This is a genomic window from Pseudochrobactrum sp. sp1633 (assembly GCF_030376605.1).
GTDB lineage: Bacteria > Pseudomonadota > Alphaproteobacteria > Rhizobiales > Rhizobiaceae > Pseudochrobactrum.
The window spans coordinates 1-21,772 of record NZ_JARRAE010000011.1 but is presented as its reverse complement, the minus strand read 5'-3'; the positions used below and the strand labels follow the sequence as shown (position 1 = coordinate 21,772).

Genomic DNA, 21,772 nt, shown 5'->3' with positions numbered 1-21,772 from the left:
ATTTAATTAGATATTGTGATGAATTAATATTCAATATTACGACAAATATTTTCTTGATTATATAAATATATGTCGTAGCAATAATGTATTATAATTTATTTGTGTGTTTTTTGTTTGCAATATTTCTGTTTTTAACGAAGTAAATGTTCTTTAAATTTCCCGCCGGATAAGTGCGGGCATTACATGCAATTACGTCCTGAGCGCCTTAGGACAGGTGCAGACAGGACGGGCGCACAAAGTTCATTCTCTGGTATTTAAAACGATTGGTTTTATCGAGCCAAAATGAATAGCGAAATAACTGCGCAATATGTGTGTTGGGTTATCGGCTTTCACAAAGAACTGGTCAGCCAGTTCATTGTAATGACGTAGAGAAGACTACAAATAGCAACGCCTGCCTGTGTAAACACACAGGCAGGCGTTGAATTTCATGCGGGCAGGAATTTAAAACAATCCCTGAATTTCGTTATTGTGATTAAGCCCGATATGTTCTGCCGCCGGTGTTCTCGGCAATCCGGGCATAGTCATAATGTTCCCGCAAATAGCGACGATGAAACCCGCTCCGGCAGACAGTTTTACTTCACGAACAGGCACAACATGGCCTGAAGGCGCGCCTAAAGCGGTCGGATCAACGGAAAAACTATACTGCGTTTTTGCCATACACACAGGCAAATGCCCGAACCCATCGCGCTCCCATTGCTCCAGCTGTTTCAGAACGGCCGGTTCTGCTCTGGCCTGCTCTGCGCCATAGATTTCGCGCGCTACTTTCTGAATTTTCTCCCACAAAGGAAGGCTGTCCTCATAAAGCAGCTGCAGTTCGGCATCATTATTATCGGCAAGTTTTGCAACCTCAAGGGCGAGGTCTTCTGCACCTGCACCGCCTTCTGACCAATGCCGGCAGAGAATGGCTTTAACACCGGCCTCGCTGCACACATCATGAAGCACAGCAATTTCTTCATCCGTATCCGTGGCAAAATGGTTGATTGCGACCACAACCGGCAGACCAAACTTCTGGACATTGCGGATATGCCGGATGAGGTTGCTCGAACCTTTTTTTAGAGCCTCTGCATTGCCGGTGCCAAGCTCACTTTTCGGTATGCCGCCATTCATTTTCAATGCACGGATTGTTGCGACAACAACAACTGCATCAGGACTAAGTCCGGCTTTGCGGCATTTGATGTTGAAAAACTTTTCTGCACCCAGATCGGCACCAAATCCGGCCTCGGTCACAACATAATCACCAAGTGCCAGCGCTGTCTTGGTAGCGATCACACTGTTGCAGCCATGCGCAATATTGGCAAATGGCCCCCCGTGAATAAGCACGGGATTGTTTTCAATCGTCTGAACCAAATTCGGCTGCAACGCATCTTTCAGCAGTGCCGTCATTGCACCGTCGGCCTTCAGATCTGCAGCTGTAATTGGTTGTTTATCAAGATTATAACCGACAATGATACGCGCCAGACGTGCTTTCAGATCCGTCAGGTCTTCCGCAAGGCACAGGATTGCCATAACCTCGGAAGCAACGGAAATATCAAATCCGGCTTCGCGCGGGTAACCGTTGGAAGGCCCGCCAAGTGCAACCGTTACATCCCGTAATGCGCGATCATTCATGTCGAGAACGCGCCGCCAGCTGATGCGGCGTGTATCAAACCTTAGCTTGTTTCCCCAATGGATATGGTTGTCGATCATTGCGGCAAGCAGATTATTGGCACTGCTGATTGCGTGAAAGTCGCCGGTGAAATGAAGATTAATATCTTCCATCGGAATAACTTGTGATTTTCCGCCGCCAGCCGCGCCGCCTTTCATGCCAAAATTTGGCCCAAGGCTTGGTTCACGCAGACAGATAATCGCTTTTTTGCCGATTTTGTTCAGTGCATCACCCAGTCCCACAGAGGTTGTGGTTTTACCTTCTCCGGCAGGGGTGGGATTGATCGAGGTAACCAGAATAAGCTTGCCCTTGCGAGCAGATTTAAGCCTGTCCACCACATTATGGGTCAGTTTTGCTTTATCATGGCCATAAGGCAGCAGATCATCGAAACCGAGGTTGAGTTTCGCGGCAATCTCAATAATCGGGCGCTTTCGGGCTGCGCGGGCAATCTCAATATCAGAATACATTGAACACTCCGCTGCAAGAATAGTTTTCATTGTTCATGACTAATCCCCGTCAATTTTGATAACCGCGCTCTTCCGCGTTCTTATCGCATCACACATTTTATGGATAGTCCTGGCTTGCCAGCCAGTGAGCATTAAAGAGCGCATAAATACGGTAGACAGGTCATGGGACGGCAGGAAACTATTTACCTGCCTCCAATAACCAGATTGACCTATCGGCTCTTAAAACGATCCTGTGCTGTCAGTCTTATTGACAGGGGTTCAGCATCTTTCCAGCGATAGATTTCCGTTTGGAGATAGTGCAGCTCGTCGGCATAATTGTCTTCATCAACCTCAACCCACCATGCTTTGGGGCGGCCGTCATTGCCGTCGGACCACCGGTATCCCCGTTTTTTCAGATGGTCTTTCATGTCGAAAGGGCTGTTTTCCGCATAAATTCTGACGCGGGCTTTACGGCTGGACTTGAGCAGTTCTGTGAAAGGAATGGTTGCTTCGTTCCCCGCAGGCCGGATCAGTACTTCCAGCAATGCGTGACAATCATCTGTCGCACGATGTCCGTTATGGAAGAGCCCGCTCTGGCCGACCAGATAGCCCAGTTTACTGCCTTCGAAACCAAAGCCTGCCCACTGCACTTCCGCAACGGAACATGCCCATGCTTTTAATACGAATAAGGGTGAAAGTTTTTCGCAGAATGGTCTGTCAAATCCGGCATTATGGGCAATGATGAGATCGGCTGGTTCAATCAGCGCTTCCAGCGACCGGAGATCGAGTGTCTGACCCTGCACCATTGCATCGGTAATGCCTGTCAGGCGGGTGATTTCCGCCGGAATAGGGATAGTTGGCTGCTGCATTCCGCTGAATACGCCAACCATATCACCAAAGGTACCGTCATCATTATAGGTAAAGGCGACAGCGCCGACCTCGATAATCTGGTCAGTTGCATGGTGCAGTCCGGTTGTTTCCGTGTCAACGAGAACAGCAAGCCGCTCAAACGGGCTGTCCTCCCGCCTGATAACGGGACGCGGTGTCAGCTTGCGCAGAATGCGAAATCGTCCTGTTTCCTCCAGCTGTCTTGCTAAGGCTTCTTCATTGTCTGGCATAGCTTTGCGGGCGGCAGCAACAGGTGGCGCATCAACCGGATGACTGGTTTTTGCATCAAACATATCAAATTGGACTGGTTTTGAATTCATACCGCAAATCTTGTCACTGAGGCTTCAGGAGAGGGATGGGGCAGGAGTGAGCCTACAGAATGCGCATATTCTAATTAATCTTGGCAAATAATGTCAAAGTCCATTTGCCGTATCTCTGATGCCAGCGTTTCTGTGCGCAGATTTGAGGGTGATTTCCACAGAATGCAGCGCATTGGCAATATTGCATAGCTGCTATGCAAAAATGAGCGGCACTGCAAAGCCGGCAAAATTTCATAATAACCCATTGTTTTAATTAGGTTTATATTATTTTATCAGAGCGATAGTTAAAACCTATCAATTTTATATGATTAATTGACTTTATCAATTGCGCTTTCGCCTCTATACGGAGCCCAGACAACATTCTGACAGGAGTGCTCAATGGCAACCGTAAACACACAGATCAAACCTTTTATCGCGCAGGCTTACCGTCAAGGTAAATTCCTCTCCGTGACTGAAGAAGACGTATTGGGCAAATGGGCCGTCTTTTTCTTCTATCCGGCTGACTTTACATTCGTATGCCCTACCGAACTGGGTGACGTTGCAGATCATTACGAAGAACTGCAGAAAATGGGTGTTGAGGTTTATTCCGTTTCCACCGATACGCATTTCACACACAAAGCCTGGCATGATTCATCCGACACAATCGGCAAGATCAACTACACCATGCTCGGCGATCCGAGCGGTGTTGTAACCAACAATTTCGGCGTTATGCGCGAAGGTCAGGGTCTTGCAGACCGCGCGACTTTCATCGTTGATCCGGATGGTATCATTCAGGCAATGGAAATCACTGCTGAAGGCATTGGCCGTGACGCTTCGGACCTCGTGCGCAAGATCAAAGCTGCTCAGTATGTACGTTCGCATCCGGGTGAAGTTTGCCCTGCAAAATGGCAGGAAGGCGAAGCGACCCTTGCTCCTTCGCTCGACCTCGTCGGCAAAATCTGACGCGCCGTAAATAATAAAACGGGCGGCTGTTTCCCGCAGCTGCCCGATTATCTATGACAGTTTAGCAAGAGGAACACAGTATGCTCGATACGAACTTGAAAACCCAGCTGAAGGGCTATCTGGAACGTCTGGTGCGGCCGGTTGAAATCATCGCCTATGCCGGAGATGATGCTAAATCGCGCGAACTGCTGCAACTTCTTGAGCAAATCCGTGAACAGTCGGACAAGATTACGATTAAGCGCGGTGATGTGGCCGGTGCGCGTGTGCCTTCATTTGCGCTGACTTCGCCGGGTGAAGATATTCATCTGGTTTTTGCCGGCCTTCCGCTCGGTCATGAATTTACCTCTCTGGTGCTGGCTCTTTTGCAGGCCGGTGGCTATCCGCCAAAGGTCGAGCAGGCGCTGATCGACCAAATTCGTGGCATCAAGGGTAATTTCCGTTTCGAAACTTATTACTCACTTTCCTGCCAGAACTGCCCAGATGTTGTGCAAGCGCTGAATCTGATGGCTGTTCTAAATCCTGGTATTGAGCATGTCGCCATCGACGGCGCGCTGTTTCAGGATGAAGTTGCCGAGCGTCAGGTCATGTCCGTGCCGTCCATTTTCCTGAATGGTGAAGCTTTTGGTTCCGGCCGTATGGGCGCTGAGGAAATTCTGGCAAAGATCGACACCGGCGCAGGTGAACGTGCTGCCGAGGCGATTGATGCACAGGCGCCTTTTGATGTTCTGGTCGTGGGCGGTGGCCCAGCCGGTGCAGCAGCAGCGGTTTATGCGGCGCGTAAAGGCATCCGTACCGGTGTTGTTGCTGACCGTTTTGGCGGTCAGGTGCTGGATACAATGTCGATTGAGAATTTTATTTCGGTTACCCATACAGAAGGGCCAAAACTTGCCCGCGCTCTGGAAGCGCATGTACGTGATTATGATGCCGAAATCATTAATGGTCAGCAGGCTGTTAAACTGGAGCGAATTTCTGAGGGCTTCAAGGTGACACTGGCTTCGGGCGCATCCCTCACCAGCACTTCTGTTGTGTTGTCGACCGGCGCACGCTGGCGCAAAATGGGCGTGCCGGGTGAGCAGCAATATATCAATAAAGGCGTTGCTTTCTGCCCGCATTGCGATGGCCCGCTGTTTAAAGGCAAGCGTATTGCCGTGATTGGTGGCGGTAATTCGGGCGTGGAAGCTGCGATTGATCTGGCCGGTCTGGTCAGCCATGTGACGCTTATCGAATTTGATAAGGTGCTTCGCGCTGACGATGTGCTGCAACGTAAGCTGAAAAGCCTGCCGAATGTGACTGTTCTTACATCGGCCAAAACCACAGAAGTGACCGGCGACGGCAAGCGCGTCACCGGCCTGACCTATGAAGACCGGATCAGCGGTGAAACCCGCTCGCTGACACTGGAAGGCATTTTTGTGCAGATCGGTCTTGTGCCGAATACTGAGTGGCTGAAAGATACAGTATCATTGAATGCCCGCGGTGAAATCATCACGGATCTTTACGGTGCAACCTCGGTTCCGGGTGTATTTGCGGCAGGCGATTGCACAACTGCGCCTTACAAACAGATTGTGATCGCAATGGGTGAAGGAGCACGAGCCTCACTTGCAGCCTTTGACTATCTGATCCGTCTGCCTGCTGAGGAGCAGGCGGCTTAATGCGCGGTCTCGCATGAATCTCCGCGAGCTTGAATATCTGGTTGCGCTGGCTGAACAGCGCAACTTTCACCGTGCGGCTGAAGTCTGCAATGCCAGTCAACCGACCCTCTCCGCCCAGATCCGTAAGCTGGAAGAAGAGCTGGGCGTCACATTGTTTGAACGCTCATCACGCGGTCTTATTCTGACGCAAGCCGGTGAAGCAGCAGTCAGACGCGCACGTATCATTCTTCATGAAGTGACACAATTGCGCGATGAAGCTGCCGCACATTGTGCCGACGGCACGCGACGCTTGCATCTTGGCGTGTTTCCGACACTCGGCCCCTATCTTCTGCCGCATATTGTGCCGCAATTTATGCGCCATTTTCCGTCTATGGACATTTTGCTGACAGAAGAAAAAAGCACCGTTCTATTACAGAGGCTGATCGACGGGCAGATTGATGCCGCATTACTGGCATTGCCGGTCGAAGATCCGCATGTGACCGGACGAAAATTATTCAGTGAGCCTTTTCATCTGGCCGTACCTTCCGGTCATATTCTGGCGGGACAAGACCGTTTGGCAGCGGATGCGCTTTCCGGACAGCGTCTGATGCTGCTCGAAGAGGGGCATTGTCTGCGCGATCAGGCGCTTACATTGTGCCGGCGCTATGGTGCGCATGAATATGATGGGTTTCGCGGCACCAGTCTCGAAACTTTGCGTCAGATGGTTGTTGCGGGCATGGGGCTTACTTTATTGCCGCAACTGGCTTGCATCGGCGCAAATGCGCAAAATCACATCGCATTTTTACCTCTCGAGGCCGACGGCTTTCAGAGGAATATTGGCCTTTACTGGCGCAAATCAAGTAATTCCGGTGATTTTATGGAAAAACTCTCATCAGTCATTGCCGGTGTTGTTGCAGAACTTATGCCGTAATGAGCCTGAGATGCGCTGAACATATTTGCGATTCAGCAGAATCATTTTAGCCCTATTGAATATGCGATTGCGTGAAAAGGTAAGCACGCAGCGCATGTGATGACGTTTTATGCGCGTTTATATGCGGATTTTGATGAAGTCCGGCACAGTGGCACCTCTCACAGAACATTAACAATAATAACAGCGCGTTATACAAAGTTACGTCTCATTAGTTCTCGATTTTTCGTTGACACTTATGCAGACTTGGCAAAGCTCTGGCCTTCACTGGATTGAGAAGCAGAGAATGGAGCTTGCACATGTAAAATATTTCATTAATAATTTGACAATCACAACCTGTATATCGTGTTTACATATCGCAATATGCAATTTATCTCTTGTAGATAGTACATGCAAATTGCTTATAATTTTTACAATAAATATCAATATACTTTATTAAACTTTAGTTTGATTTCAACGCGGAGTGAAACAGAAAAATAGTATTATAATAAAATATAAATCGGCTTACTATGGGAGGAAATGGTTTGAGCGCGATGATACTTATACTTGTCGGCCTTGCCGCATTTGCAGGGGGCTATTTCGTTTATTCGAAATACATTGCTGAACGCATCTATGCACTTGATCCGGAATATAAAACGCCCGCTCATACCATGAAAGATGGTGTAGATTATGTGCCAACCAACAAATTCGTGCTATGGGGGCACCATTTTACGTCTGTTGCTGGTGCGGCACCTATCGTCGGTCCTGCAATCGCGGTGATCTGGGGCTGGGCACCGGCCTTTATCTGGGTTGTGCTCGGTACTGTTTTCTTTGCAGGTGTTCATGATTTTGGTGCACTATGGGCAAGTGTCCGCAATCGCGGACGCTCAATCGGTGCACTGACGGAGAATGTTCTCGGCACCCGTGCGCGCTCCATTTTCATGACTGTTATTTTCCTGTTACTGCTGATGGTCAACGCCGTTTTTGCAGTGGTCATTGCAGGATTGCTGATTAATTTCCCGACATCTGTAATCCCGATCTGGGGTGCAATTGCCGTGGCAATCGTGATCGGGCAGCTGATTTATCGTCATGGCGTCGGGCTGCTGTGGCCGTCTGTGATTGGCGTGATCGTGCTTTACGCCATGATCTTTGTCGGGCAGGCTTATCCGATTACCTTACCGGATTCCTTTCTCGGTATGAGCCCAATGGTACAGTGGATTCTGTATCTCTTCATCTATGCGGGTATTGCCTCGCAATTACCTGTCTGGGTTCTTCTCCAGCCACGCGATTATATTAACGGGCTTCAGCTCTTTGTCGGTTTGCTGCTGCTCTATGGTGCAACCTTGATTGCGCAGCCGCAGATCGTAGTACCGGCATTCAATTCGGATGTTCCGGCAGGCACGCCAAGCATTGTTCCATTGCTGTTCGTGACTATCGCTTGCGGTGCCATTTCCGGCTTCCACGGGCTTGTCTCGTCGGGCACATCGTCCAAACAGCTTGATAAAGAAACCGATGCCCGTTTCGTCGGTTATTTCGGCGCTGTCGGTGAGGGTATGCTTGCGCTCGCAGCGATTATTGCCTGTACGGCAGGTTTTGCATCTTATGAAGCCTGGCAGGGCGTTTATACGCAGTTCTCTGCCGGTGGCGTTAAAGCCTTTGTTGAAGGTGGCGCGAATATCCTTTCAGCCGGGACGGGGCTGGGCGTCGGCCTTGCCGCAACCATTCTGACCGTTATGGCCGCCTTGTTTGCAGGAACAACGATGGACACGGGACTGCGTCTGCAGCGCTATGTTATTCAGGAAGTGGGCGAGATCACCAATATCAAGCCATTGCAGGGCGGCACAGTCGCGACTTTGGTCGCGCTTGCAAGCTGCCTTGCTCTTGCTTTCGGTGCCGGTACAGGCGGCAGCGGCGGCATGCTGATCTGGCCGCTCTTCGGGACAACAAACCAGTTGCTCGCCGGACTGACACTTGCGATTGTTGCGGTGATGTTGATGCGTATGAAGCGTCCGGTTCTGCCGGTTCTGATCCCGCTGGCCTTTGTACTGGTGATGGCGATCCTTGCGCTTTTCATACAGCTCGGAACATTCTTTGCGAATAAACAATGGCTGCTGTTCGGACTGGGACTGGTTGTGCTTGGTGCAGCGCTTTTTGTTGCACTGGAGGCGATCCGGACAATGCGCAGAGAATACAGCGCGCAAACGGCTGCCGGATGAGCAGGTTAATCTGATGTCCAGACGGCTGAATAAAGAAAAACTGGCGGCGCTGTTCAGCGCCGTCTCTCAAGGTCTGGGCGAGTTTTATGCCGCGCCTTACAGACGCACTTTTGCAAAAGCCAGACGTGAGGAGGACGATCTTTTCATGATGCTCGTTTTCTCGGAAAGTCTGGGAATCCCTAATCCCGCGACCTATTACACGTTGGAACTTATGCCCGAGCTCTATGAGCGATTTCACGACTGGCACATCCGAATGGGTATGGAACACTCACCGCTTGATGGTTTCCGATGCTGCTGAATGTTTTGAAAGATCGCAGAGTTCTGTTTTTTGGGGGCAAAGGTGGGGTCGGCAAGACGACACTTGCCAGCGCGACAGCCGCAGGACTCGCTCAGGAGGGTCGCCGCATATTGGTGGTTTCAACCGATCCCGCGCATAATCTCGGCCATTTATGGGAGCGTGAGATCGGCCCCAAACCGGTTTCGCTTATGGCCGGTCTGGATGGTATTGAACTTGATCCAAACAGTACGGTTGATGAGCATCTTAAAGCCGTTGAAAATTCACTGCGAAAACTGATGCCGGAAAGGCTGCATAAGGAAGTCAAACGGCATCTGGAGCAGGCGCGTGAAGCACCGGGCATGGTTGAGGCGGCATTGCTGGAGCGGATTGCCGTGACCTTAGAAACGGGGCTTGCGCACTATGACACTGTTATTTTTGACACTGCTCCAACCGGACATACGACCAGACTTCTCGAACTGCCGGAGCTGATGGCGGCATGGACAGACGGGCTGCTCAAAAACCGCGAACGCTCGGGCAACTTCACACGTGCGCTTGGCCAGTTTAAAGCCGTTGATGCCGATAATGATGTTGCCAGTCATCTCTTTCAGGATGAACCAGCCCGCGATCATGAAATGCGGGCGGTTTTGATGCGGCGTCAGGATCGTTTTCGTAAGTTGCGTGAGATCCTGACAGATAGTGAAACAACGGCCTTTATGATTGTGCTGACTGCTGAGCGGTTACCGGTTCTCGAAACAATAGAGCTTTGTGATCGTTTGCGTAATTTGCAGGTATCTGTTGGCGGTCTTATTGTGAACCGGCGCTCGCCGCGGGGCGAAAGTGCATTGCTTGATCAGCGTGCAAAGAATGAAGATGAGCATCTGGCGAAATTAATCAGTGCGTTGCAGCCTAAAGTGCCGGAGATTAAGGAGATACCTCTGTCTGCTAGTGAGATTATCGGCGGGCAGGAGCTTGTGCGTTTTGCCTCCGCCTATTTGGGCTGATTTTTAAAACTGCCAAGATATGCATCAAACTCACATGTCCGGTTTTGAAGCAGATGGTACTCCAGCCCCTATGCGTGACTTATCCTTGATGCCGTGTTAGTAATTTTTCTCGACTGCGTCTGGGGAGGGGCATTTCGTATGAATGGCAGGGCATGGTCAAAGTAAACACTGTTAACATTCTCAATATGTTGGTGTTTTTTGCCATCTCGATGGCTTTGTCTGTTGTTCCCGTGCGGTCTTCAGAGCAGGGTGAACTCTCGATCATCACGTCATATCCACCATCGTTTTTTGAGCCGTTTCGTCTCGCATTCGAAAAGCAATATCCTGATATCCGTGTGTCTATCGCCCAAAGAAACACGGCAAGTGCGAACCGCTTCATCATGGAGAAGCCGGATATCACGCCGGATATTTTCTGGGCGTCCGCAGCAGATGCTTTTGAATTATTAAAGCGCAAAAATGCGTTACGCCCGATCCGCAGCAGGCCCACCGGAGCGCCGCAATATGTTCTTGGCTATCCGGTCAATGATCCTGAAGGATATTATTTAGGGTTTGCTCTGTCCGGTTACGGCATTGTGTATAGCCCGTCCTATCTGCTGCAGCACAATCTGCCGGTGCCTCGCAATTGGGATGATCTGTTAAAGCCGGTTTATTCGGGACATATTGGCATTACTTCACCCTCGCGCTCCGGCACAACGCATCTGATTGTGGAAGTCTTTCTGCAAACCTATGGCTGGGACAAAGGTTGGGCGATGCTCTCTAAACTCGGCGGCAACTTGTCAACGGTAACAGCACGCAGTTTTGGCGTTGCCTCCGGTGTGGCGCAGAAGCGTTTCGGCATCGGTATTACCATTGATTTTCTGGCGCAGCCTCTCGACGACACGCATACAGATAATGTTTTCATTATGCCGCCCGATGCGATCTATACGCCAGCCAATGTTGCTATTTTGCGGGGCGCAAAAAACGTCACCAATGCTGAGCGTTTTGTGGACTTTCTGCTTTCTGAAAAAGGGCAGAAAATATTGCGCTATCCCGGCATCAACCGCATTCCTGTGCTGAGTAAACTGAATAAGGATTTACTTCCCGCACCGGACAGGCGCGGCCTGATGAATACGGCAAAATTTGATCCGCATTTGTCTGCGCAGAGATATGGTTTGGTCAATCTCATTTTTGATAATTTCATTATCCGCCGCAGAGCAACACTTGCCAGACTTTGGCGGAAAGCGAATGAGCTGGAAGAGGCAAAATTTGAAAATACAGAAACTCTGAGCACTTTGGCGCGGGCGCACCAGCTGCTCAGCACGCCGCCTTTGTCGGCGCATGAAACCAATGCTTTGAGTGAGGAACTGAAAACAGAATGGCCTCGCAGTGTGGCACGCACAGCGGAGCAGGAGCAATTCGCCAGTAAAATCCGCAGCATTGTTGAACATAATTTTGCAAAGGTTGAGACACTGCTTTCATCAGTATCTCCTGTCGCAAATGATGCACGGTGGTACCGGTAATTTGATGGCAGGATTTATGAAAAAAATCGCTCCGGCGATAACCCGCTGGCGCTTTGGTATTGGTGCGCGGCTTGGCGCTGCATTTGTCGTCATTGTCGGTTTGGCCGTCGGCGCCTGTATTGTCGGCTGGCTGTCCTATTACCGGCTGTCCGGTGAATTGTCACATATTGCTGAACAGCAAATGCCGCGACTGGCATTTGCGTCACGTCTGTCAAAAGCCGGAGCAGACATAGGCTCGCTGACGTCGGCATTGGCAGGGGCTGAGAGCAGAAGCGAATATACTGCGATGCGGCATATTTATGCCGCACGGCTCTCTGCCTTGGAAACCTTGCTGGAGACAAGCGATCTCAGCGCAACAGTGAATACGATCTTGCCGCTGGCTCGCGCTATTGAACGCAATTTGCAGCAGATTGATCTTACATCGGGTAAGCGCTTCACTCTCACCGAAGCGATACACGCAGATATTGATGAACTGCGCTGGGTGCAGGCTGATCTGATCGATGAAGCCGCGCCATTGGTTGACGATACCCGATTTAATATTGAAACCGAAATGCGCAACGGCCGTGATGCGGCAGCGCTTAGTGAGCAGCGCAAGAGCGAGGCATTACTGACGCTTGTCGCGCAGGCAAGTTTGTCGACAGGTCTGATTGCCCGCCTTGCCAATGCCTCAACAGCTGAAGAAATTCAGGAAGCCAATGCCTTTCTCGGTGATAGTGCAGATGAACTGGCAAACCATCTTGGTACGCTCAACAGCTGGCCGGACAGTATAACTGTGCGTCAGCTGGCCAAACGTATTTTGCAAAAGTCCGATCCGGCAACCGGCACACCAAACCGCAAACGCTCACAAATGCTCGAAACCATGCGGCTCGGGGAACTGGCCGTTATGAATGGCCAACTCGTCAGCGATCTTGGCCGCAATATTGAGACGGAGGTTGTGGCAATCGAAGCAAGTGCGGCGGCGGCAGCGGAACGTGCGGCATCAGCGATTAGTACCGGTAGAAAATTACTGGCGGCAATTGCTCTGCTCTCGGTTGTTTTAGCCGTCGCCATCGGTGTGCTTTATGTTCACAAGAACCTGCTTTTCCGCATCCGGCAACTGGCAACAGCAGCCAGTGCAATCAGTGCGGGGCGACCGGAGATAGAAATTCCGGCAAAGGGAACAGACGAACTAGCTGATCTGGCCGGGGCATTATTGCTCTTTCGCCAAACGCGCGACGAGCTTATTCAGTCGGCAAAACTTGCGGCGCTCGGGCAAATGGCGGCGGGTATCGGGCATGAGCTCAATCAGCCGCTCGCAGCAATTCGTGCGCATATACACAGCGGTTCAACTTTGATTACGCGTGGTAAAGGCGAGCAGGCTCTGGTCAATTTTGACAAGATCCGGCAACTAACTACCCGTATGGCTGACCAGATCAGCCATATCAGGCGCTTTGCTCGACGTCCGGACGCAAAACAGCAAGCCGTCGATCTGTGCAAGAGTGTACGTGAAGCGCTCAGTCTTCTGGAGCATCGTTTTGAAGATGATGATGTGCGCCTGAAACTCGATTTGCCGGTATCGGACTGTCCGCTTGTCATGGCTGAACCGGTGCGTCTGGAGCAGGTGATTGTCAATCTCCTTGCCAATGCTCTGGACGCGGTAAAAGATCAGCCTGTTCGTGAGGTCTCCATCAATGTTGAGGCAACTGCACATGGTGCAAGTCTAATTATTGAAGATACGGGCACCGGTATTGAGAGCGATTATTTGAATGCAGTTTTTGATCCGTTTTTTACGACCAAGCCGGTCGGATCGGGATTAGGGCTTGGCCTTTCAATTTCTTATAATATTGTCAAAGACTTCGGTGCCAGCATTGCTGTGCTGGATACAGGTCCGAACGGAACGCGGTTTATAGTTTTGCTGAAAGGGCCGGAATGACCTTGCAACCGGATGTTATTCTTATCGACGATGATGCCAGCGTGCTTGAGGCATGTCGTGAAGTGCTGGAGCTTGAAGATTATAAGGTTGCGGCGCATAGCTCGGTTGCATCTGCGCTGCGTGATATGCGTGTTGATAGCGGTGCGATTGTGGTTTCCGATGTGCGCATGCCGGAGCATGACGGGTTCGATCTCCTTAAAGCTGTGCAGTCCATTGATGCGGAAATACCGATCGTGCTGATGTCCGGTCATGGCGATATCCCTATGGCTCTGCGCGCTATGCGTGATGGCGCATGGGACTTTCTGGAAAAACCGGCCGATCCGCTGATCCTGATTGAAACGATCCGGCGTGCACGCAATCATCGTCAACTCCTGCTTGAAAATCGCCGGTTACGGCAGGCTGTAGCGGTTGACGGCTGGGAGGCTCGCCTGATCGGCCATTCAGCGCCGATTGTACAATTGCGGGAGCGGTTAAAACGTATTTGCGGTGTCGCCACGGATATTTTGCTTATCGGCAAAACCGGCACCGGTAAGGAAGTCACTGCCCGCGCATTGCATGATTTCAGTAACAGAAAAGGGCATTTTGTGGCCGTGAATTGCGGAGCAATTCCTGAAACAATGCTGGAATCTGAACTTTTCGGCCACGAGGCTGGTGCCTTCACCGGTGCGCGGGAAAAACGCATCGGCAAGATAGAATATGCCAATAACGGCACGCTTTTTCTTGATGAAATAGAATCCATGCCGCTGAGTGCGCAGGTGCGGCTTTTGCGTGTTTTACAGGAGCGCAAAATAGAGCGCCTTGGCTCAAATACCGAGCTTAAAGTGGATATTCAGGTGATTGCGGCCAGTAAAACAGATTTACATAAGCTGGTCGTGCAGGGCAGTTTTCGTGAAGATCTTGCTTACCGGCTTGATATAGCTCGCGTTGAAATTCCGCCTTTATCAGCCCGCAAAGGCGATGTCGGATTGCTGTTCAAGCTGTTTCTTGATCTTGCCGCCAAAAGGCAGGGGCGTGCCGCTCCGCGTGTGGATGCAACATTTATCGCCGATCTTGATGGCCGAAGCTGGCCTGGCAATGTCCGCGAATTGCGCAATGTGGCGGAACGATATGTGCTGGGACTGGAGAATAATGCGCTGGCCGACCTGTCTTTAGACAAAACACAAACGCTGGAAGCACAAATGGACAAGCTGGAGCGCGCTATCCTGCTTGATACCTTGTCCAATCACGACGGGCGCATTGGCGCTTCGGCGACCGCCTTGGGAATTTCCCGCAAAACGCTTTATCTGAAAATGCGCAAATTTGACATCGCCGCACAGAATGAAGATGAGGAATGATACCCTTATGACCCGCGCGCAGGCCGGTCATGTTACCTTTATGACCCATTTCTGTTTGCCAAAGCCCGCATTTCCGGCGCTTTTGAATTTGGCATGATACTTGCTTCTTTAAAGGTGTCGTCTGATCTCAGGCGATACTCTAGGGAGGAGAGTTCTATGTTGAAATCGATTGCAGCAACCATGCTGATGTCAGCGGCTATGATTATCACTGCTTCTGCGCAAAATGGCGGAAAAGTAACTGTTGTCACGTCTTTCTCGAAAGATGTGACAGACCCGTTTAAAGCTGGTTTTGAAGCCAGTAATCCGGGCTTCACGCTTGATGTTCAAAACAAGAGCACCAGTTCCGGCGTAAAATATGTTGATGAAACAAAATCCAACAATCAGGTTGATCTATTCTGGGCTTCCGCACCGGATGCTTTTGAAGTGCTCAAAGGCCGTAGTCTGCTGAACAAATTTACCCCGTCGGTTACAGGCCTGCCGGATAAGGTCGGCTCCTATCCGGTTAATGATCCGGATTCCTATTATTTCGGCTTTGCAGCGTCGGGCTATGGCATTATGTCCAACGACCGTTATCTGGAAGCAAACAATCTGACAAAACCTGTTGAGTGGTCTGATCTGACGCGGCCGGAATATTATGATCACATCGCGATTGCAGCCCCTTCGCGTTCCGGTACCACCCATCTGACTATTGAAACCATTTTGCAGGGTGAAGGCTGGGATCAGGGCTGGGCAACGCTCAAGAATATTGGTGGTAATCTCCAGCAGGTGACAGAGCGCTCTTTCGGTGTGCCTGATGCGGTGAATTCCGGCCAGACAGGAATCGGTATTGTCATCGACTTCTTTGCATTCTCTGCACAGGCAAGTGGTTTTCCGGTCAGCTTCTCTTATCCGTCAGTCACCACTGTTGTACCGGCCAATATTGGTGTTGTAGCCAATGCACCTAATCAGGCGGGCGCAGAAGCTTTTGTCAATTACTTGCTCTCAGAAAAAGGGCAGGCCGTCTTGCTTGAACCGGCAATCCGCCGTCTTCCGATTAATCCGGCCAGTTATGCAAATGCACCGGAAGGTTTCCCTAACCCGTTCAAGGATGCGCGTTTTCAGACCATGCTTGTCTTTGACTCTGACACATCCAAAAAACGCACCGATGCTGTGGATGCATTATATGACCAGCTGATTTCGTTTCAGCTGGATAATCTGAAAGCCGCAACACGCGCCATTCATGCAGCAGAAAAAGCGCTTGCCGCCAATGAACAGGCACCGGCACGCGCACTCGTCAATGAAGCCCGTGCACTGGTTGCCGCTATGCCGGTCAGTGCTGATGAAGCCGTGAGCCAGCAGCTTCGCGATGCGTTTTCCGGCGGCAAGGAAAAGACAGCCCGTCAGGCCGAGCTTGAACAGCAATGGGCTGCTTTTGCCAAGGAAAAATATTCAGCCGCAAAAGCAAAGGCTGAAGAGGCACTTGCGCTCGTCAATTAAAGTCTGAGTCTCTCACGGTCAGGCTGTCCGGTTTGACCGTGCGATGTTCCGGCGCATGACAGACCGCCTGCGAAAGCAGGCGGCTCCATCCGATTATCCGCTTTCGTTTGCTCTGGCGCCCTGTGGCTTGCCGGAACAGCCGACTTCATACCGGAGACTGCCGCAATGGCTTTCACATTATCCTTTCCAAGAAAACGCACCTCGGCCAGCCCCGGCCAGATCGTAACAGCGCTGATTATTGCCCTGTTTCTGGCTGTTTTCCTGCTCATTCCCACCGGAACGGTGATCTATACGGCGTTTACGGAAAAGGGCACCGGCGCACTTACAGCCATCAATTTTATTGATTTTTTTAATACCGAGCTATTCCGTCGTTCGTTCTTCAACTCGGTCTATGTTGCAGGCATGTCGGTTGTCTGGGCGACGGTCATTGCATTGCCGCTGGCCGTCCTGACCACCCGTTTTGATTTTCGCGGGTCAATGATTATCCAGACACTTGGCTTCATCCCGCTCATCATGCCACCCTTTGTTGGCGCGGTGGCGATGCAGCTGCTGTTTGGCCGCAATGGTACGGTCAATCTCCTGCTGAATGACTGGTTTGGCTTCCGTATTCCCTTCATGGAGGGGCTGAACGGCGTTATTTTTGTACAGTCGCTGCATTATTTCCCATTCATTCTCATCAATCTTTCTGCGAGCCTGCGTAATATCGACCGCTCGATGGAAGAAGCCGCGCAAAATCTTGGCTCTTCAGGTTTCCGTCTGTTCCGGCGTATTGTTTTCCCGTTGGCAATGCCGGGTTATCTCGCCGGTGCCTCGCTTGTTTTCGTCAAAGTTTTTGATGATCTGGCGACGCCGCTGCTCCTTAATGTGAAGGATATGCTGGCACCGCAGGCCTATCTGCGCGTGACCTCGGTCGGGTTGACCGATCCGATGGGTTATGTGATCGCGGTTATTCTGATTGTTGTTTCTATTTTTGCCATGTGGCTGTCCGCAGTCGCCATGCGCGGCAAAGATTATTCCACGGTACAACGCGGCGGCGGCGGGCTGACAAAGCGCAAACTCACCAGACGCGAAAGCCTTGTGGCCTATGCCACGGTCAGCTTTATTCTGCTGCTGGTTCTCTCACCGCATATCGGATTGCTGCTGCTGTCTTTTGCTACGGTCTGGTCATACAGCCCGCTGCCGGACGGTTATACAGTGGCGCATTACACCCGCGTGTTTGGCGAAAGCTCGCTCTATATTAAAAACACGCTGATTTATGTCAGCCTTGCCGGTCTGATTGATGTCATCGTGGGCAGTGCCATTGCCTATCTCGTATTGCGTACAAAGCTGATCGGGCGTCGCTGGCTGGATTGGGCTGCAACTTCTGCACTGGCCATTCCCGGCGTTGTGCTCGGTATTGGTTATCTGCGTACTTTCTACAATATCCCGCTGCCGGACGGCACACCGTTGGCAACGCTTTGGGTAATGCTGGTACTGGCACTTGCCATCCGCCGCCTGCCTTATGCGCTGCGGGCTTGCTATGCCGCACTTCAACAGGTGTCTATCTCGCTTGAAGAAGCCGCTGAAAATCTTGGTGCAACAAAGCAGAGAACAATCCGCCGTATAGTCTTGCCATTGATGACAGGCGGTTTGCTTGCCGGATTTGTTACCAGTTTTGCAACGGCTGCGGTCGAGCTTTCCGCAACGTTGATGCTTATCCAAAGCAATTCTGACGCGCCGATTGCCTATGGGCTTTATGTCTTCATGCAATCACCTGCCGGACGCGGCCCGGGTGCCGCACTCGGGGTTATCGCAGTGATACTGGTCGGGCTTTGCACGTTTTTATCACACTACGTTATTGAACGCCGGCAAAAGACGCTTGGGGCGGCCAAGTAAAATTGGGGAGAAAAAATATGACATTAGACACAAACAGCGCCGCCTTGCCGACAACACCGGCAAAAGCAATCAGTATCCGCGATGTGAACCTGTCTTATGGTGCGGTTCATGTGCTGAAGGATATCAGTCTGGATATTAAGCCCGGCGAATTCTTCGCCTTTCTGGGGCCGTCCGGTTGCGGCAAGACAACATTATTGCGCCTGATTGCCGGATTTAACGTTGCGCAACAGGGCAAGGTGGAAATTGGCGGTGCGGACGTGCTTGATATGCCGCCGTGGAAACGTGATGTCGGCATGGTGTTCCAGTCATATGCGCTATGGCCGCATATGACCGTTGCACGCAATGTTGCCTTTGGTTTGGAAGAACGCAAACTACCGCGTAAAGAAGTTGATAAGCGTGTTAAAGCGGCTCTGGAACTGGTGGGGCTGACCCATCTTGCAGATCGTCGTCCTGCCCAGCTCTCAGGCGGGCAGCAGCAACGCGTGGCGCTCGCCCGCACAATTGCCATCGAACCCAAAGTTCTGCTTCTCGATGAGCCGCTGTCAAATCTGGATGCGAAAATGCGTGTCGAGGTTCGCCGTGAATTGCGCGATTTGCAGCAACGCCTGAAGCTGACGACCATTTTTGTGACTCACGATCAGGAAGAAGCCAATACGGTTTGTGACCGTATCGCAGTCTTCAATGAGGGGCGTATTCAGCAGGTCGGAACACCGATGAGCCTGTATGAAAAGCCAGCTAATTTGTTTGTCGCCAGCTTTCTGGGAACTGCCAATATTCTCGACGGTCATGTTGAGGATACACCGAACGGTCGTGTTTTTGTGGTGGAAGGGGCAGGCTCCATCCCTGTCCCTGACGGCACAGAAGTTGCGCAAGGGGCTAAACTGGTATTCCGTCCGCAATATGCAATAATCGGTCATACAGAAGAAGGTGCGGTTGCGCTTGAAGGCACTATTGCACATCGCGAGTTTCTCGGCGCAATCATCCGCTATGGTGTTCAGGTCGGCACTGCGACGGTATTGATTGATGTACCTTTCTATACCGGTGACACATTGCTGGAACCGGGAACTGCGACTGTGCTTGGCTTACAGCCTTCCGCAGCGCTCTGGCTGTCAGAGTAAGAAATGCAGCATCCGCCGGTGAAATTACCGGCGGATGCTGCCTGAACACAACTATATCCGATTATCCCAGATATTAATTGAGCATGTCATGAATGAGTTGCCTGATCTCATAGTCATCCGTCACGGTGAAACCCAATGGAATGTTGCCGGAAGATTGCAAGGACGAAAAGACACGCCTTTAACGAATAATGGTGTGCGGCAGGCGCGCGCTGTCGGGGTGCGGCTTGCTGATACAATTACTTCTCATAAAAGGTTGAAATTCTGGAGCAGCCCGCTGCCCCGTGCTTTGCAAACCACATCCATTCTTGCAGACATATGGGCTGTGCCTTTTGAAAAATTTACACAAGCTCCGATCCTGATGGAGCGTTGTTTCGGAGTGTGGGAGGGGTATACATCGGATGAAATCAGAAGCAATTTACCTGATCAGTACCAGGAGCAAGAAGCCGATCCGTGGGGCTATGCGATGCCGCATGGGGAAAGCCGCAATGAACTGACAACACGGATGCAAACATGGCTGAGCGGTCTTGAACGAGAGACAACGCATGTTGTGGTGACACATAGCGGATGCCTGCGGGCACTACGTGGTATTTATACAAAAGCATCGGCTGAAGTGATGCTTGCCTATAGCGAGCCGCAGACAGCCTCGTTTTTGCTTTCTTCCGGCTCTGAGATTATGCTTGAAATTCCGGCAGGCATTTTACGGGCATTTGGCTGCGAGGGTGCCGGAACCACAGTGCGTCTTTGATCCATTACCATCATGTTCTGATGACATTGCAGTGCAGGATTATTCCGACAAATGAAACCATATAAAAAAGTTAAAATCCTGGCCACGCTTGGACCGGCTTCCTCCGAAGAGCATATTATCCGGCAGTTGCATGAGGCAGGAGCTGATCTGTTCCGGATCAATATGAGCCATGCCAGCCATGACACGATGCGTCAATTAATCCAGCGTATCCGCGCTGTTGAGCTGCAATGTGGCCGACCGATCGGCATTCTCGCCGATTTGCAGGGGCCAAAATTGCGTATTGGCAGATTTGCACAGGGCACCGTGGAACTGAGAGTCGGGCAGAGTTTTACGCTGGATAACAGGGATGAACCGGGTGACAACAGCCGTGTTTACCTGCCGCATCCGGAGATATTTGCCGCGGTGAGGGCGGGGCACCGTCTACTGATAGATGATGGAAAACTGCACCTGCGCGTTGAAAAAGCAGACAATGAGAGCATGACCACCACTGTTGTGGCCGGTACAAAAATCTCTGACCGCAAGGGTGTCAGTCTACCGGATACACTATTGACCGTGGGCGTTTTGACCGACAAGGATCGGGCAGATCTTGATGCGGTGCTGGCAACCGGCGAAATTGACTGGGTTGCCTTGTCTTTCGTGCAGAGGCCTGAAGACCTGCTTGAAGTGCGCAAGATTGCCGGTAACCGTGTTGGGCTGATGTCCAAGATCGAAAAACCGCAGGCTCTGGATCATATTGACGAGATTATCAAACTTTCAGATGCGCTGATGGTTGCCCGTGGCGACTTGGGCGTGGAAATGCCGCTTGAATCTGTTCCCGGATTGCAAAAGCAACTGACGCGGGCATGCAGACGTGCAGGCAAACCAGTGGTGATTGCCACGCAGATGCTGGAATCTATGATTAGCGCTCCGGTGCCTACGCGTGCAGAAGTTTCGGATGTCGCGACTGCGGTTTTCGAAGGTGCAGATGCCATTATGCTTTCGGCAGAATCCGCTTCAGGTGATTATCCGGTTGAGGCTGTCGCAACAATGGCGTCAATCGCCCGCAATGTGGAGCTTGATCCGCTTTATGCGGGTATTATCAACAAGCAGGGTGCTGCTCCTGAAGCGACCGGAGCGGATGCAATTTCTCTGGCGGCACACCAGATCGCAGTTACTTTACAGCTTGCTGCAATTGTTTGTTACACCTCGTCGGGAACAACAGGGTTGCGTGCCGCGCGCGAGCGCCCTCCGGTGCCAATTATTGCGCTTTCGCCGGTTGTGCAAACTGCGCGACGGCTTTCTCTGGTCTGGGGGCTCTATTGTGTCACCACGGATGATACGGCCGATATGGACGAAACTGTGAAACGTGCCTGTGCCATTGTGGAGGCTGAAGGTTTCGGCAAGCAAGGTGATAGTATAATCATTTCTGCGGGCGTGCCTTTTGGCATACCGGGCAGCACGAATATGCTCCGCATAGTCGATATGGGTTTATAAATATGAGCATTCGTGCAGGGTTCTAAGAACGAAAGAAGTAGCCCGATCCAAGTGATCGGGAGCTCGATTT

The 21,772-nt window shown here is 51.2% G+C and carries 16 protein-coding genes; 14 read left to right on the top strand and 2 right to left on the bottom strand.

Annotated features, from left to right (window positions below):
• Positions 1-441: 441 nt before the first annotated feature.
• Complete coding sequence (locus P8H26_RS12925; RefSeq protein WP_289633466.1) at positions 442-2,112, bottom strand: formate--tetrahydrofolate ligase; 1,671 nt, start codon at positions 2,110-2,112, stop codon at positions 442-444.
• Positions 2,113-2,321: 209 nt separating this feature from the next.
• Complete coding sequence (locus P8H26_RS12920; protein ID WP_289633464.1) at positions 2,322-3,299, bottom strand: 3'-5' exonuclease; 978 nt, start codon at positions 3,297-3,299, stop codon at positions 2,322-2,324.
• Positions 3,300-3,677: 378 nt separating this feature from the next.
• Between P8H26_RS12920 and ahpC the strand changes: the two genes are divergently transcribed.
• From ahpC to pyk, 14 genes are all read left to right on the top strand, one after another.
• The gene (gene ahpC, locus P8H26_RS12915) at positions 3,678-4,241 is read left to right on the top strand and encodes an alkyl hydroperoxide reductase subunit C (protein WP_289633463.1); all 564 of its coding nucleotides are present in this window, start codon (positions 3,678-3,680) and stop codon (positions 4,239-4,241) included.
• 80 nt (positions 4,242-4,321) lie between these two features.
• A complete protein-coding gene (gene ahpF, locus P8H26_RS12910; RefSeq protein WP_289633462.1) occupies positions 4,322-5,890 on the top strand; it encodes an alkyl hydroperoxide reductase subunit F in 1,569 nt (522 codons plus the stop codon).
• A 13-nt stretch (positions 5,891-5,903) separates the two neighbouring features.
• Positions 5,904-6,800, top strand: coding sequence for a LysR substrate-binding domain-containing protein (locus P8H26_RS12905; protein ID WP_289633461.1), 897 nt, complete (start codon positions 5,904-5,906; stop codon positions 6,798-6,800).
• Positions 6,801-7,330: 530 nt separating this feature from the next.
• Positions 7,331-8,992: a carbon starvation protein A gene (locus P8H26_RS12900; protein WP_289633568.1), complete on the top strand. Its 1,662-nt coding sequence runs from the start codon at positions 7,331-7,333 to the stop codon at positions 8,990-8,992.
• Positions 8,993-9,005: 13 nt separating this feature from the next.
• On the top strand, positions 9,006-9,290 hold the full coding sequence (locus tag P8H26_RS12895) for a cory-CC-star protein (RefSeq protein WP_289633459.1): 285 nt from the start codon (positions 9,006-9,008) through the stop codon (positions 9,288-9,290).
• A complete protein-coding gene (locus P8H26_RS12890) occupies positions 9,281-10,270 on the top strand; it encodes an ArsA family ATPase (protein WP_289633458.1) in 990 nt (329 codons plus the stop codon). The genes P8H26_RS12895 and P8H26_RS12890 overlap by 10 nt, the downstream gene beginning before the upstream one ends.
• A 152-nt stretch (positions 10,271-10,422) precedes the next feature.
• Positions 10,423-11,769, top strand: a complete 1,347-nt coding sequence (locus tag P8H26_RS12885) for an ABC transporter substrate-binding protein (protein ID WP_289633457.1) — start codon at positions 10,423-10,425, stop codon at positions 11,767-11,769.
• A gap of 16 nt (positions 11,770-11,785) precedes the next feature.
• Positions 11,786-13,681, top strand: coding sequence for an ATP-binding protein (locus P8H26_RS12880; RefSeq protein ID WP_289633456.1), 1,896 nt, complete (start codon positions 11,786-11,788; stop codon positions 13,679-13,681).
• Positions 13,678-15,015 carry a sigma-54 dependent transcriptional regulator gene (locus tag P8H26_RS12875; protein WP_289633455.1) on the top strand — a complete coding sequence of 446 codons (1,338 nt, stop codon included), beginning with the start codon at positions 13,678-13,680 and terminating at the stop codon, positions 15,013-15,015. Before P8H26_RS12880 ends, P8H26_RS12875 begins: the two co-directional genes overlap by 4 nt.
• 156 nt (positions 15,016-15,171) lie before the next feature.
• The gene (locus P8H26_RS12870; RefSeq protein ID WP_289633454.1) at positions 15,172-16,491 is read left to right on the top strand and encodes an ABC transporter substrate-binding protein; all 1,320 of its coding nucleotides are present in this window, start codon (positions 15,172-15,174) and stop codon (positions 16,489-16,491) included.
• Positions 16,492-16,656: 165 nt separating this feature from the next.
• Positions 16,657-18,366, top strand: a complete 1,710-nt coding sequence (locus P8H26_RS12865; RefSeq protein ID WP_289633453.1) for an iron ABC transporter permease — start codon at positions 16,657-16,659, stop codon at positions 18,364-18,366.
• A gap of 17 nt (positions 18,367-18,383) precedes the next feature.
• Positions 18,384-19,484 carry an ABC transporter ATP-binding protein gene (locus P8H26_RS12860; RefSeq protein ID WP_289633452.1) on the top strand — a complete coding sequence of 367 codons (1,101 nt, stop codon included), beginning with the start codon at positions 18,384-18,386 and terminating at the stop codon, positions 19,482-19,484.
• A gap of 88 nt (positions 19,485-19,572) precedes the next feature.
• Complete coding sequence (locus P8H26_RS12855; RefSeq protein WP_289633451.1) at positions 19,573-20,229, top strand: histidine phosphatase family protein; 657 nt, start codon at positions 19,573-19,575, stop codon at positions 20,227-20,229.
• A gap of 51 nt (positions 20,230-20,280) precedes the next feature.
• On the top strand, positions 20,281-21,702 hold the full coding sequence (gene pyk / locus P8H26_RS12850; RefSeq protein WP_289633449.1) for a pyruvate kinase: 1,422 nt from the start codon (positions 20,281-20,283) through the stop codon (positions 21,700-21,702).
• Positions 21,703-21,772: the final 70 nt, after the last annotated feature.